The sequence below is a fragment of the Chryseobacterium sp. CBSDS_008 genome, from assembly GCF_049959325.1.
Lineage (GTDB): Bacteria > Bacteroidota > Bacteroidia > Flavobacteriales > Weeksellaceae > Chryseobacterium.
In genome coordinates, this window is sequence record NZ_CP188202.1 from 4,577,523 (window position 1) to 4,592,241 (window position 14,719).

Genomic DNA, 14,719 nt, shown 5'->3' on the forward strand with positions numbered 1-14,719 from the left:
ATATGAATTCCAATAAAGAAAATATAAGGCAATTAAAAAATATAATATCTGATCAGCTTACTCCACTTATTGACAATGATTTTATTCTGCTGGATATACCCAATCATAGAAATATTGGAGACTCTTTGATCTGGAAAGGAGAATTAGAGTTTTTTAAAACATTAAAGCATAAGTGTATCGGGCAGTATAACAGATATACTTTCAAAAAAAATGATATAAAATCGGAAAAGACGGTTATCCTGCTGCATGGGGGCGGAAACTTCGGTGACATATATGAATCGAGCCAAATTTTTAAAAGATACATTATTGAAAATTTTCCTAATAACAGGATTATAGTCTTACCTCAAACGGTACATTACAACAATGAAGCTAACCTGAAAAGAGATTTTGCTATTTTCAACAACCATCGTGATCTGTATATTTTTGTAAGAGATCTGGTTTCATATGATATTTTAAAAATGAATTTTAATGCGGAAAAATTAAAACTAGCTCCGGATATGGCATTCTTTTTAGATTTTGATTCTGATATAAAGACCAATCCTATTGAAGCCAGAAAAAATTTATATCTGAATAGAACTGATGCAGAAGCAAGCAAAGATTCTTTTCAAAATGTTATTGAAGGTGAATATGATATAAAAGATTGGCCCACTTATAATTCTTCCTCAAAGAGAATGAATACCATTACCAATTATGTAGAAGCTTTAGATGGCAAACTTTCAAAAGTCATAAAGTATTTACCTGCATCTTCTTTAATAATTGATAATGCCTATGGATTTAAAAAGAAGAACGGAATGGATTTACACATCAATCGGGGAAAAGAGTTTATGAATCAATATCATAAAATATATACAACCCGTTTGCACGGTTTAATTTTGAGTATCTTATTAGATAAAGAAGTTGTCATCTTAGATAATGTTTATGGAAAAAGCAAAAACTTTTACGATGCATGGCTAAAGAATTTTAATAATGTTAAAATTTATGTAAAGAATGAGTCCTAAAATTTCAGTAATTTTACCTGCATATAACGCTGAACAGTATCTTAAAACAGCAGTTGACAGTATCCTCGAACAAAGTTTTAACGATTTTGAATTATTGGTTATTAATGATGGTTCTACAGATTCTACAAAAGAAATCATACTAAGCTATAATGATAAAAGGATAAGATATATTGAAAATGAAAAGAATTTAGGATTAATAGAAACATTAAATAAAGGAATCTTATTATCAGAAGGTGAATATATTGCCAGGATGGATGCTGATGATATATGCCATTTATCCCGTTTTGAGATGCAGATAGATTTTATGGAGAAGAATCCGGAATATATCATATGCAGTTCCTCCAGAAAGGAATTTGTTCATTCTATCTCTGATTTTCATCTCAGCGTACTTCCGATAGATGATGTCTCAATTAGAATACATTCAATTTTCAGTACCCCTTTTACCCACCCGGCAGTCATGTTCAGAGCTAATATTATTAAAGAAAATAATATTTTTTTTGAAAAGGATTATAAGTATGCCGAGGATTATCAATTGTGGATTAAGATACTGCAATATGGTAAAGGGTACAATTTTAGAATGCCTTTGTTGTATTATAGAGATACGCCCAATAGCCAGACCAATATTGGAGCCGGTCAGATAGAACAGAGAAAGAGAACAATATCTACTATTCAGCAGCTGGCCTTACAGCAGCAGAATATTACTTTAAATCAAAAAGAATTAGATTTTATTTATATTTTATCTTTATCTGATAAAATTAAAAATATCAATTTCAGTGAGTTTACAATAGGTTTTATCCTTTCCTTTTTTAAAAAACTATCTTTAGATTTAAAAATAAATTATCCAGATAATAAATTCAATGTTAACCGTGTTTTGGGTAAAAGATATCTTAAAATTTTATTATTTAACTTAAAAAGATTACCACTTACTCATTTAATAAAGTTAGCATTTAGTAAATTAACTTTTTTTGGAATATATGAATTGATAAATGAAAAGATTGGAAATAAATAATATCGATAAATTTACAAAATCTGATTACCTTTTTGGTACATCAATATGTTTTGTGATTTCAATACTATATATGTTTAATTTAAACCAGATTGTAGTAGGCGGTTTATCTATTCTATTATTTCTTTTTTATTTTAATCATATACGTAAAAAGGCTACTATTAATGAAGCATTTACTATCTGTTTAATACTTACTTTGCCTTTCAGCTTTAGTCCTCTGGTAGGAAGTAGCTTTTTCAGTCTCTTTATCATTATTCAATTTGTATTTATCTGTATATTACTTGCGGGTAATTTTTCTTCAAAAAAAAATCAGCTTATTCAAATTTTAGGGCTGGGATTACTATTGTTTTGCCTGGCTGTTTATTTTTTTAACCAATCTAATTATCCGAAAATTTTGGTTGAAACATTGATAAAAACGCTATTGTTTCTGTTAATCATTATAGTGGCTTTAATCAAGTTAAAAATTTCCAATTTAACTGTTCTGTCAATGATGAGGTTTTATATTTGTGCAGGAGCTGTGGCTGGTTTAATGGTACTAATTCAATACCTGTCTTTTAAGCTTTTAGGAATTAATTATCTGGGAGTTCAGAATCAGTTTGGTAAATTCAGAACCGGATTTGCGGGCCTGTTTTACGATTATAGTATTTCATCAATATACTTATCAAGTGTCTCTTTAATTTTAATTTACGGATTATTAACTAAACAGTATATCGTCAATTATAAATGGAGCTTCATTTTGTTGTTTTTTACTATTGGAACCAGTGTGTTAACCTCTGGAAGATCCGGTATAGCAGCTCTTTTTATTGCTATCTTTTTTCTGCTTATATACTTAAGAAATATAAAGATAATTGTAATATCCTTAATTGCAGGTTTTCCACTGATTAAAACCATATTATATATATATTCTTTAAATAGAACTACTAATTTATCTAATGATTCTGGACGTTTAGATAATTATTTGAATGCTCTAAACTATTTTTATAAAAACTTCTGGTTTGGCTCCAGATTTTTGGGGTTTAATGAGACTTCAAAATCTATGTTACCTCATAATTTTATTTTAGATTTCCTGGTTCAGTATGGAGTTGTTTTTACCTTGCTGCTATTATTATTTCTGATTGTTGTATGGTTTAAAGGGTTAAAAAAACAGCCGATTTTATTTTTCCTTTTTTTATTGATGCTAGTTGGAGGAAACTTTCATGCGTCATTTATAAATACACATTATATAATTATTCCCCTTATTTTAATTATCGGAACACTCAATAATAATGAAAGTATATCATATCATAAATAGTTTAAAATTTGGTGGTGCTGAAAGGTTGGTCATTGATCTTTGTGCTGAATTATCTGCGGAAGAGTCAGACGAGATCCACTTGTTATTATTAGACGATATTGATACGTCTTTAAAAAAAGAAGTAGAAAATAAAGGAAAAGTAAAAATTGAAGTAATTCCTTCAAATAGTCTATACGACATTCGAATACCTTTTTTTATAAATAAAGTAGTTTCAGATGCAGATGTTATTCATTTACATTTATTTCCTACACTATATTGGGGAGTCCTGTACAAACTTTTATTTTTTAGAAAGCAAAAAATGGTATTTACCGAACATAGTACTGAAAATAACAGAAGATCTAAGGGGTATTTAAAAAGAATAGAAAAATTTATTTACTCCAAATTAGATGATATTATCTGTATCTCAGAATCTACAAGGAAAAATCTTATCCAGCATTTAGGAGATGGATTTAAGTCAAAGACAAAGGTCATAAATAACGGTGTCAACCTAAGCAGATTTTATAATTCAAAAGCTTCTTCCAGGACTGAATATGGTTTATCTGAGAAAGATTTCTTATTAATACAAGTTGCAAGTTTTAGAGCTGCAAAAGATCAGTCTACCTTAATCAGAACACTTACACTATTGCCTTCTGATGTAAAAGCAATTTTCGTAGGAGACGGACCAGAATTAGAACACTGTAAAGAACTCGTGAAAAAAAAGGGATTGGAAGATAGAGCCTTTTTCTTAGGCAACCAGTCCAATATAGCAGAGCTCATCAAAATGAGCGATGTAGTGGTTGTGTCGTCACATTATGAAGGTTTTGGTATTGTAGCAGTTGAAGGTATGGCTTGCCATAAGCCTGTGGTTGCCTCAAATGTTCCAGGTCTTTCAGAAGTCGTATCAGAGTATGGAATATTATTTGATAGAGGGAAAGAGGAGGATTTGGCTGGTGTAATTAGAGAATTACATAATAACTTATCGTATTATACCACAATCAGCGAAAAATGTTTTTCCAGATCAACACATTTCTCCATTGAAAAAATTGCAAAATATTACAGGGAAATATATTATACATTATGAGAAGTTTTTTAATTTTTTTACTTATAGTAAATCTATCATGTGCGCAAGGGAAATTTAGTTATAAAGATGTTCCCGAAACTTATATTAAAAAAGCTGAAGTTACTTCATCTTTCAATAGTTTAAAAGCAAAATCTTTTGAAGTTGTAAAACTACTCCCGGATAATTACAAAACAGATGGGTCAGAAGACTATACAGCATATATCCAAAAAGCGGTTAATGAAAATACAGTCATTTTGTTACCTAATTTTCCTGTTTTAATTAATGATAAAGGAATTCAGCTTAAGGACAATTCAACCATGTTATTTGATGATAAGTCCCAATTAAAACTGAAAACATCCAATAAGCAGGGATATGCCATTATTGATATTACAGGTAAAAAAAATGTGAGTGTATATAATCCTAATATTGTAGGCGACAGAACTGTACATATCGGGAAAACAGGAGAGTGGGGTATGGGAATAAATATTAAAGATGCAGTAAATATAAAAATATATAATCCTGTAATCAAAGACTGCTGGGGAGATGGTATTTATATAGGAGGAAATGGCTTTTCCAATAATATCTCTATAATAGGAGGACTTATTGACAATAACCGAAGAAACGGAATTTCTGTTATAAGTGGCGATAATGTTTTGCTGCAGAATTTAGTGGTTTCAAATACCAATGGAGCCAATCCTAAAACAGGTATAGATATAGAACCTAATACTCCGGATAATAAAAAAGTAAATATTTCATTAAATTCTATTATAACATATAATAATGAGGTGAGCGGACTTGCTTTTTATTTAGCCAGGCTGAGAGGAAATAATTATGCAAACAATGTTAATGTGGTTATTGAAAACTACAAAGATTTTTATTCCAAAAGTGGAATTTCCTATTCCAATCAGAAAAATGATTCTAAAAAGAAACTGATTGGTAATATTGTGTTTTCGAACATCGACTTAAAATATAATAAAATTCCTTTTAATTACTTATACAATAATTCATCACTAGATAATATTAATTTGAAGGTAACAGATTTTAAATCGGATCATAAAGATAATAAGGGAATAGTAACTGAATTGCAAAAATTTTCTCAGCAAAAAATAAAATATAATCAATAATCGTTTCTATTTTGAAATGATAAATTATAAACAAACAAATATAAATTAATAAAATTTAATTTGTATTTATTTCATAAATAATAATTTTTTTCCCAAAAAGATAATTATGGAAAGATTTTTTGCTGAAGTAAATATCGTAAAAAATTATATAAAATAAGAACGGTCATCTGATCCAAGTTATTATTACATAGAACAGATGAATCAGGGTATATTCAATACCACAAAATAGCAGGCAGGGATTTGGACAAATAAATACTATTTGTTTCTCTGTCACAAAAGCTATTAAACTCAAAAAACACATATGCAAACCGGGAAATTGATGATTTCCGGGATAATGGTGATGTCGCGTTAATCTATGATTTCTTTTTTGGAATTATTTGATTTAGTGCTGATAATTAAAAAGTTATGTTATTTTGTGTAAAATCACGTTAATGTGATTTATCGTTAAATGGCTGAAAATAATAATAAGGCACAAAAGATTATAAAAAATTATTAGTTGGTTCTAGATTTATAGAAATTAATAATAAAATATAACAGAAGTTGAAAGCTAAATTGATACGGATTACAACAGTACCACTTTCATTAAAAATTTTACTGAAAGGGCAGCATCGGTTTATGTCAGAACATTTTGATGTAATAGGTGTTTCATCACCTGGTAAAGAGCTGAACGAAGTTAAAAATGATGAAGAGATAGATGTAATAGCGATTGATATGTCTCGTAAGATTACTCCCATTAAAGATATCAAATCTTTATGGCATACGTATAAAATTTTAAAAAGGGAAAAGCCACAAATTGTTCATACCCACACTCCTAAAGCTGGTATTGTAGGGATGCTGGCAGCAAGAATGGCGGGCGTTCCTCATAGATTGCACACCGTGGCAGGGTTACCATTGATGGAAGTGACTGGTATGAAACGCCAGGTTTTAGATTTTGTTGAAAAATTGACATATGCCTCCGCTACCAAAGTGTATCCAAACTCCAGGGGACTATCCGATTATATCATAAAAAATAAGTATACCGATAAGCATAAGCTGAAAGTAATCGGAAATGGTTCATCAAACGGAATTGATACTTCATTCTTTTCACCGGAACAGATTTCAGAAAATAAGAGAGAGTCTTTAAAAAAAGAACTGAAAATAAATGACTCGGATTTTGTTTTTGTCTTTGTAGGACGTTTGGTAGGAGACAAGGGAATTAATGAACTGATAAAAGCTTTTTCTGCTTTAAATAAAAATGAAAATCAGCAGCGTTCAAAATTATTACTTGTAGGTCCTCTTGAAGAAGAGCTGGACCCGTTGCAGGAAGATACTTTGAAAGAGATTATGACGAATCAGGATATCATTTCTGTAGGCTTTCAGAAAGATGTACGCCCTTATTTTGCCATTTCTGACGCATTGGTTTTCCCCAGTTACCGCGAAGGATTCCCTAATGTGGTGATGCAGGCCGGAGCAATGGAACTTCCCAGTATAGTTTCAGATATCAATGGATGTAATGAAATCATAGTAGAAAATCAGAATGGAGTCATCGTTCCTGTAAAAGACAGCGAAAGGCTTAAAGAAGAAATGGAGAAAATGATTGTAGACAAAGATTACTATCACGCATTAAAAATGAATGCACGGCCGATGATTGAAGATCGGTTTGAGCAATCAGTAATTTGGAATGCCATATTAAGCGAATATCACAAATTGATTAAAGAAAAAGAATATCGCGCATAACGTAATGAAGTCGCAGATATAACTATTATTAGTTTCATATCCGTTACAGCTATTTTATTAGAGTTATATTTAAAAATATTTCAAATATGTAAATGGCCGGAAGAAATTCCGGCCATAATTGCTTTCCCGATTTTTGTATATTGAAGGGTTATCATTCTATTACCAATTCAATATCCGCTTTAATAAAACCGAGTATGAAAAAACAATTTCAAAACTGGACAATTTTTTTCATTGAAGGAGGGCCGTAAGACATGTGTTGAACCTGATTACATATTCTGGTGGATGAAGTGACGAAAGATAAAATAAATGGAATAGATGCACCCAAATGATGCACGCCTTTACAGCTGCCTGGTCTTCTGAAATCCTTTTAAAATAAGCAGATCCACTGAACCCTCCTTATTTTCAGACATAAAACATCCGTTTTTTTACGGTATTTTTAACAATCTCTTTTATGATTCAATTTTAGGTCTGATATTTGTACTGGGTAGCCAAACTAAATGGCCGATTTATTTATGAAAAACATATCTGTGAAAAAATCCTTTCTTTATGCTTGTTTATGCGCTTTTTTTCTTATCTCCTGCAAAAAGGAAATAGATAAAATAAGTGATACTTTTAAAGATACTGTTTCTTCCTCTGAAGCACCGGCGGCAGAAATGGATTCTGTAAAAAAAGATTCTGTTCCTGTAGTAAAGAAAGAATCCGTTCCGCCTGCAATGCAGGAGAATGGCTTTTATAATGCTTTTGTTCTTCCAAAGGATAAAAAGATGCGTGATTCTGTGTATGCAGAATTCAGTAAAAAATACAGTGTAGAAGAACGAACAGCTATTTTAGCGTTAAACAGATTGGATTCTAAAAGTAAATGGAATGCCGATACATTGGTAGTTCCTGCAAAAATAGATACAACATTAATGGCGTATTCGCCATTTCCTATGCAGCTGGATGTACTTAGCGGGGTGAAAAAGTTTGTCATATTCTCATACCCCATACAGGCCTTTGCAGTATATTCCAACGGAAGCCTTGTGAAATGGGGCCCTACAAGTATGGGTAAAAAAGCAGCTCAGACCACCAGAGGACTTACATTTGCCAACTGGAAAAAGAAGCTGGCTATTTCCACCGTGAGCACCGAATGGAAACTTCCTTATAACTTCAATATACATAATACAGGTGGAATCGGATGGCATGAATACACGCTGCCGGGATATCCGGCTTCGCATTCGTGTTTACGACTGCTGAGAAAAGATGCCCAATGGCTGTATTCCTATGCAGATACCTGGATTCTGAATCCTGGCGGAGCTACCACCAAAGCAAAAGGTACGCCGGTAATGGTATTTGGAGATTATAAATGGGGTGGAAGAAAACCATGGCGAAACCTTTTGGACGATCCTAATGCCAACAATATCTCTGTGGAAGAACTTACAAAACTTCTGGAGCCGGATGTTCCTAAGATGCTGAAAGAACAAAGCAACAGAGAAAAAGTAGCAGATTCTATCAAAACAGCAAAAGCAATGGCTGCCCCTGCTCAGAATGAAAAATCTGTAGAACCTCAGTCTAATTGATTTTCTTCTCAAACTGTAACGTAGATTCTTCAGCAAACTTTCTCAGCTTAAGCATTTCCTCTTTCCCTTTATGCTGCCCGAATCTTGCCGCAATATAAGTAAGAAGAATAAAAAATAACATGATAAAAGAAGCGCTCAATGCCCAGGGGTATTCGGCGCTTTTTATTTGCTTTTCTACATAATACATAGTGAAAAAGGTCATCCAGAAAATAGAAAAAGAAAAATACAGAAACATAAAAAATGTCCACACTGCAGAACTGGGGCCAAATATCCCCCGTATTACCGTATGTTCATCTTCCGTTTCTACCCGTAAGGCCAGGCGGGGTTTCCAGTAATTGTCATCATTTGTTGAGACCCAGATGGTAGCCACTTCCTTATTGATATTGCCTGAAAATTCATCTTTATGATCATCCAAATATTTTTTCAGATTTTCAGCATACTCTTCCTTGGTGAGGTGGGTAAACATTTTAAATCTCGGCCGGGTTCTTATTCTGTCTAGGGTGGTTTCTTCTGTTTTCATATTTTTATTCTTGATAAGGAATCGGGTCTTCAAGAGTAAAACTCAATGTCAGTTTTTGATTGTTTCTTTGAATGACCATGGTAATATTTCTGCCTTCATTGGATTTCATGAGCTCTACTATTTTTTCGAGGGTCATATCAGAAGTTGAGTCACCGTTAATGCTTAGAATTCTGTCATCTTTTTTCAGACCAGCCTCATAAGCAGGTGAGCCTTTTCTTACTCCAGTAATGGAAAATATAGGTTTCAAACTGAATTTATACTGAAAAGCATCTTTATAAACCTCAGTTGTTACCGTAGCAGATTTCTGGGTTTCAATTTTTACTCTGTCTTCCTGCCATTCCAATCCATCCTGCTTAAAGTCCAGTCCGCTCATATTAAAATGAAAAGGATCATCAAAATTTCTGTTTTTCCTAAGATACAGTTTCTTGTTCGAATAATCAAAAACAACTGTAAATCGGCGCATAATTTCTCCACCTATGGAACCTTTTCTATTTTCCACTAAATTAACATGCTGAATAGAAAATTCATCCGGCATGGCCGTTAAAGGTTTTTCAAATTTAAAATCTCCCAGATAAAAATTATGAATACGGCTTCTTTTACCATAAATATCTCCATTGAAACCCCGACCTAGAAAATCATCAATATTCGGTCTGTTATAAACAAAATTTTTAATAAGTGCAGGGAAGAGCCATATGGCATCACTGTTGCCAAGATCAATCAGCAGTTTTGAGTCTTTCTTTTCATTGGTCATTTCTACGCCCGCATACAGATAAGGCTTATCTCTTTCAATAGTAATTGGGAATTCTTCAAATTTTCTGATTTTCTTTTTTAAAAGATCGGCATTTTCATAAACCGTTATTTTTTTGGATGCATAATCAATATAAATAGGATGGTCTTTAAAAAAATGATACCCGATAACTCCATTTACAGGAATTCCTACGTGAGGTGAAATATTGAATTCTTCATCAATAATGATGTAAAGAGCCATAGAAGTATTAATAATTGCATCCCCAATTTTGGCCATATTACGCTCGGATTTTAAACCGTCAATGCTTACGCTGCCTCCAAGACCGGAAAATTTCACTTTTTCAACATTACTGAGTTTAACCTCCTTATTTTCCAGACTAAAAAGAATAGTTTCGGAAACTCCTGTGTCCAGCAGAAAAGTGAGCTCTGCGCCATTAACATTAATAGGAATGAAGATAAGATTGTTGATAAACTGAAAAGGAATAACTGCTTTTTTGGTATTGATCAATTCAAAGGAATTCTGTGCACTTACAAAAATGCTTAGAAATAATACCAGTAAAAGCAATTTAGTTTTCATTTACTGAATTTAGTGAATTTATCTATATGTTAATAAAAAAACATTCCAAAAGCTGGAATGTTTATATAAACTACAATGAATTAATGTTTTTTGTTGAATTTATCTTAAAGTCAGGTGCTGTTTATTTTGAAAAAAAATCCATCAGATCCATATAATTCTTCTGATTTACGCCATGGCCGCTCATATACTCTCTGAAAGTAAAGTAACAGCTAAGGTCATAAAGAAGATCTGCCGCTTTTCTTCCCCATTCAAGTGGGATCACAGCATCATCAGTACCATGGGAAATGAAGAAGCGAAGTCCCTCCAGCTTCTTTTTATCTTTTACAATACCATCAAGAATTTTATCCTCAGGATAGCTGCTCAGGCAAGCAACACGATTAAAAAGCTCAGGATGTTTTAACGCTAAAGCATAGCAAAGTATTCCTCCCTGGCTGAAACCGCACAGATGGGCTTTGCTTTCCATCAGACCATAGTGGTTGATAATCTTTAATATACTTTCCAACACTGCATTTAAAGATTCTTTTGCCTGAGAAACATCAATGAAATTTTCTGGATCGTTGAAATTGATATCATACCATGAATATCCTTCAAATTGAGTATCACGCGGAGCTCTGAAACTGACAACAATCCAGCCATCGGGAAGAGTCTCCCTAAAACTGAAAAGATCCTGCTCATTACTGCCGTAGCCATGAAGCATAAAAAGAATAGGTGTATGGGGGGTAATATTTTCCGGTTCTCTTACTAGATAATCTAAATTCATACCGCAAATATAATTAAATTACATGCAGAATCTTTAACTTTATTATTCATACAACGAACTTCGGTAACCTGATGGTTTATATGTAATAATTGATTCTTTCGGGTATATTTTTGAATTTTCCAGGGTTTTTTATTTTTTGTTAATTTGATATTATTTGGAAATCTTTATTGGAAATTTTTCATAAAAGTTATTTTTATATTAATAAAAAACTTATATTTGAAACATTAAAAAATCTATTTGGAGAAATGAAGCAATTTTACAATTCAAAAAGTTTACTTAGACTTTCTTTTTTATTCGTTTTATTATTTTCTGTAATTACCGTTGTCAACTCTTGTAAAAAAGATGATGACGAAGAGTTTCAGGATCATGTGGTTCAATTCGAAGTGAAGACCACTGCCGGAGGAGAAATAATAAGTGTTGTAACACAGGTAGGTACCTCTCAGAACACCATCTACAATACTCCGCAGTCTCCAGTAACTTCGCCCTGGACGAGCGGGGAATTCTTTGTGAACTCCAGCCAGGCACAGCTGAATCTTGATGCTAACGCGTCCATGCCGGATGATAACTCTGAATTAACGATTACGCTTTACATAGATGGAGAAGTAGCAAGAACAGTGAAGAAGAAAGGTAAAGGTGTATTGGTTGCTTCTATCGATTACAGCTTTTTAGAACCGTAAATTATTCTTAATATTTATATAAAAACCGCTTTCGAAGCGGTTTTTTTTATTCTTCAATCAGGCACAGCTGTACGGCACGGTTGATTAATTCTGTAGAATTTTTTGCCTGAAATTTCTGAAGCAGATTTTTGCGGTGGGTATCTACGGTAAGAGGACTTAAAAAAAGCTCTTCAGCAATCATATTACTTGTTTTTCCCCGGGCTACCAGCTGCAGAATTTGTTTCTCTCTTTTAGTAAGTCTGGGAACTGGAAGATCATTTTGAGAAGGACGGCTGATGATCTGCTTGGTTTCATTGCAGAAAACAATATCTCCTGAAAGCGCTCCTTTGATACATATTACAAGCTCATCAATTGAAGTGTTTTTAAGAAGATAACCACTCGCCCCGTTTTGGATAGACTGCATAATAATGCTTCGCTCTGAACGGTTACTGAACATAATGACCGAAGTATCAGGGGATATCTTTTTTATTTCCCTGCAGAGCTCGGTTCCGTTGGCATCGGGCAGGGTAATGTCCAGAAGAATGATATCAGGCATTTGTGACCGGATAAAGCTAAGTGTCTCCGCACCGGATGCAAAACTGCCTGCTACATTAAAAAGCGGCTGGCTTTTCAGCATCATTCTCAGCCCTTCGATGACAATAGGATGATCATCTACGATGACAATATTTATTTTTTCATTCTCCATGGATGTTAAGTTCTATATTAATCGCTGTTCCTTGAGAATCAGAATGTATTTCCATGTTTCCTCTCAGGTAGCTGACCCTGTTTTTCAGATTACGAAGCCCCATACTTTTGGTGGTATTCTCTATATTCTTATCAAAGCCTTTTCCGTTATCTTCAATGGTGATCAGAAAATTTTCACCGGATTGCGAACATTGAAGTAGAATACTGCCGGCTTCGGCATGTTTTACAGCATTGGCTAATAATTCCTGTACAATCCTGTAAATATTAAGCTGGATATTTAAAGGGAGTGCCTTATCAATATCAATAGCCTGAAAATCAATTTCAAGGTTTTTTCTGTTGTAAAATTCACACAAGTCGAGTATAGCGGTTTCCAGACCAAAATTAAGCAATGATTCAGGCATTAAATTTCTGGCAACATGCCGGAGTTCACTTACAGAATTGTCCAGCTGGCCTAAAATCCTATAGAATTCATGATCTTTTTCAGGATGCAGATGACTGGAAGACCATGTGGAAAAGTTGATTTTAACTCCGGCAAGCATTCCGCCCAGTCCGTCATGAAGATCCCGTGCGATACGTTCTCTTTCCCTTTCTTCCCCATCAAGAATGGCTTTAGTCAATGATAGTTCTTCCTTTTGTTTGATATCGTTGATCTTCTGCTCATTTATTTTTTTATTTTTTCTGAAAATGATGAAGAGGAAGGCGAGAAGGCATAAGGCTAATAATAAAACCAGACCCATTCCCCATAAGTAAGAGTTCTTTTTGCTTACCTCCAGATCTTTCTGATTTTTTTCAGCATTTAAAGTTGCAATTTTCCTTTCTTTTTCGGCTGTATTGAATTTAGATTCAAGTTTGTTGATTTCAAGCTTTACATTCTCTGTGTTCAGGCTGTCATTGAGTTTAGAATATTTCTGCTCCCAAATGAGAGCTTCTTTGGTATTTCCCAGTTCTTCATTTAACAAAGAAAGCTGTTTATAAAAGGTTTTTCTGTTATTAAGGTCAATTGCTAAAGATTTTTCTGTTAAAACATCTTCTAAAGTGGCCTTAGCTTCCTGATATCTTTTAAGCTTCTTTAAAATATCATATTTGTTGAAATAAAACATTTGGGCCAGGAGATTCTGATTGAATTTTTTTGCATATAATATTCCTTTGTCTATAACCGGAAGTGCTTCGGCATTTTTTTGCCGGGTAATATAAAAAAGTGTCTTACTGTAATAATAAAAAGCATTCGAGGAAGATTCCGGGTAAGGCCTGATGAGTTGTTCTGCTTTGTTTAAAAACTTTTCAGCTTCATCTCCATTCGCCTGATAGCAGAAATTATTGGCAGAATTGAGATAAGTGAAAAATAATTCAGCAGAATCCGGGTATTGTTTTTCAAGGATTTCCAATGCCTTATTGTTGTAATCCTCTGCCTTTTTAAACTGAGCATTATAAGTAAGGATTACAGCAAGCTGAGTGTATAGGAAACCGAGATTTCTGCTGTTTTCATATTTTTTAACCAGAGGGATACTTTTTTCCAGGATAATCCTGACCAAAGGAATATAGCCTTCTTTATCCTTTTGGGTAACTCCATAGCTGTACCAGGCCAGTGCCTGGAAGAAATCGGATTCTTCATTCCTGAATCTTGATAGAGATCTGATAGCCTGCTGGTAAGAAACAGCAGCTTTCTTTTTGTTCCTGTCCAGATTATATTGTCCTTCGTAATAATAATATTTTGCTGAGATAAAAGGATTGCCATGGGCCAGTATTTTTCCATCGGCAAGATATTTCTTACTCAAAACAGAGTCGCTGTTCCTGTAATAATTTGATAAAAGGAAAGAAGCCGTTGCTTTTGAAGTATTGGGAAGATTTCCTTTTGTAATACTTTGTAAGCTGTCTGTATAAGCTTTCTCATTAAGCGGAATGATCTGTTGGGATTGTAACTTAAAAGATAAGAACAGGCTTAACAGGACAAGTAATCTCTTCATTATGGATCAATTCTGTAAAATATTTTTTTAAACGCTCAATTTAGTTAAAAATTTTAGCAT

Annotated in this window: 13 protein-coding genes; 8 read left to right on the plus strand and 5 right to left on the minus strand. The window is 33.3% G+C overall.

The features are described from left to right. The first annotated feature begins 2 nt into the window (after nt 1–2). The 7 genes from ACP3T3_RS20735 to ACP3T3_RS20765 all read left to right on the plus strand — a co-directional run bounded on the left by ACP3T3_RS20735 (nt 3) and on the right by ACP3T3_RS20765 (nt 8,730). A complete protein-coding gene (locus ACP3T3_RS20735) occupies nt 3–998 on the plus strand; it encodes a polysaccharide pyruvyl transferase family protein (protein WP_426477604.1) in 996 nt (331 codons plus the stop codon). Next, nucleotides 988–2,007 (plus strand): glycosyltransferase family 2 protein, encoded by a 1,020-nt coding sequence (locus ACP3T3_RS20740; protein ID WP_426477605.1) that lies wholly within the window; start codon nt 988–990, stop codon nt 2,005–2,007. The genes ACP3T3_RS20735 and ACP3T3_RS20740 overlap by 11 nt, the downstream gene beginning before the upstream one ends. Then, entirely contained in the window at nt 1,985–3,295 is a 1,311-nt protein-coding gene (locus ACP3T3_RS20745) for an O-antigen ligase family protein (protein WP_426477606.1), read from the plus strand. The genes ACP3T3_RS20740 and ACP3T3_RS20745 overlap by 23 nt, the downstream gene beginning before the upstream one ends. After that, a complete protein-coding gene (locus tag ACP3T3_RS20750; RefSeq protein ID WP_426477607.1) occupies nt 3,270–4,355 on the plus strand; it encodes a glycosyltransferase in 1,086 nt (361 codons plus the stop codon). The genes ACP3T3_RS20745 and ACP3T3_RS20750 overlap by 26 nt, the downstream gene beginning before the upstream one ends. After that, nucleotides 4,352–5,458: a right-handed parallel beta-helix repeat-containing protein gene (locus tag ACP3T3_RS20755; RefSeq protein WP_426477608.1), complete on the plus strand. Its 1,107-nt coding sequence runs from the start codon at nt 4,352–4,354 to the stop codon at nt 5,456–5,458. Before ACP3T3_RS20750 ends, ACP3T3_RS20755 begins: the two co-directional genes overlap by 4 nt. 615 nt (nt 5,459–6,073) lie before the next feature. Then, nucleotides 6,074–7,174 (plus strand): glycosyltransferase family 4 protein, encoded by a 1,101-nt coding sequence (locus tag ACP3T3_RS20760; protein WP_426477609.1) that lies wholly within the window; start codon nt 6,074–6,076, stop codon nt 7,172–7,174. A gap of 512 nt (nt 7,175–7,686) precedes the next feature. Continuing rightward, on the plus strand, nt 7,687–8,730 hold the full coding sequence (locus tag ACP3T3_RS20765) for a L,D-transpeptidase (RefSeq protein ID WP_426477610.1): 1,044 nt from the start codon (nt 7,687–7,689) through the stop codon (nt 8,728–8,730). Here the strand turns inward: ACP3T3_RS20765 and ACP3T3_RS20770 are convergent. The 3 genes from ACP3T3_RS20770 to ACP3T3_RS20780 all read right to left on the minus strand — a co-directional run bounded on the left by ACP3T3_RS20770 (nt 8,723) and on the right by ACP3T3_RS20780 (nt 11,334). Then, the gene (locus tag ACP3T3_RS20770; protein ID WP_426477611.1) at nt 8,723–9,250 is read right to left on the minus strand and encodes a hypothetical protein; all 528 of its coding nucleotides are present in this window, start codon (nt 9,248–9,250) and stop codon (nt 8,723–8,725) included. The two genes, ACP3T3_RS20765 and ACP3T3_RS20770, sit on opposite strands and share 8 nt — an antisense overlap. A 4-nt stretch (nt 9,251–9,254) precedes the next feature. Further along, nucleotides 9,255–10,574 (minus strand): PDZ domain-containing protein, encoded by a 1,320-nt coding sequence (locus ACP3T3_RS20775; RefSeq protein ID WP_426477612.1) that lies wholly within the window; start codon nt 10,572–10,574, stop codon nt 9,255–9,257. Between the two features lie 121 nt (nt 10,575–10,695). After that, a complete protein-coding gene (locus ACP3T3_RS20780; RefSeq protein ID WP_426477613.1) occupies nt 10,696–11,334 on the minus strand; it encodes an alpha/beta hydrolase in 639 nt (212 codons plus the stop codon). 245 nt (nt 11,335–11,579) lie between these two features. On the opposite strand from ACP3T3_RS20780, the gene ACP3T3_RS20785 reads away from it, so the two are divergent. Continuing rightward, nucleotides 11,580–12,011 (plus strand): hypothetical protein, encoded by a 432-nt coding sequence (locus tag ACP3T3_RS20785; RefSeq protein WP_426477614.1) that lies wholly within the window; start codon nt 11,580–11,582, stop codon nt 12,009–12,011. 46 nt (nt 12,012–12,057) lie between these two features. Here ACP3T3_RS20785 and ACP3T3_RS20790 read toward each other — a convergent pair whose 3' ends face one another. Beyond that, a complete protein-coding gene (locus ACP3T3_RS20790) occupies nt 12,058–12,696 on the minus strand; it encodes a response regulator (protein ID WP_426477615.1) in 639 nt (212 codons plus the stop codon). Continuing rightward, nucleotides 12,686–14,659: a tetratricopeptide repeat-containing sensor histidine kinase gene (locus tag ACP3T3_RS20795; protein ID WP_426477616.1), complete on the minus strand. Its 1,974-nt coding sequence runs from the start codon at nt 14,657–14,659 to the stop codon at nt 12,686–12,688. The genes ACP3T3_RS20790 and ACP3T3_RS20795 overlap by 11 nt, the downstream gene beginning before the upstream one ends. Nucleotides 14,660–14,719 lie beyond the last annotated feature (60 nt).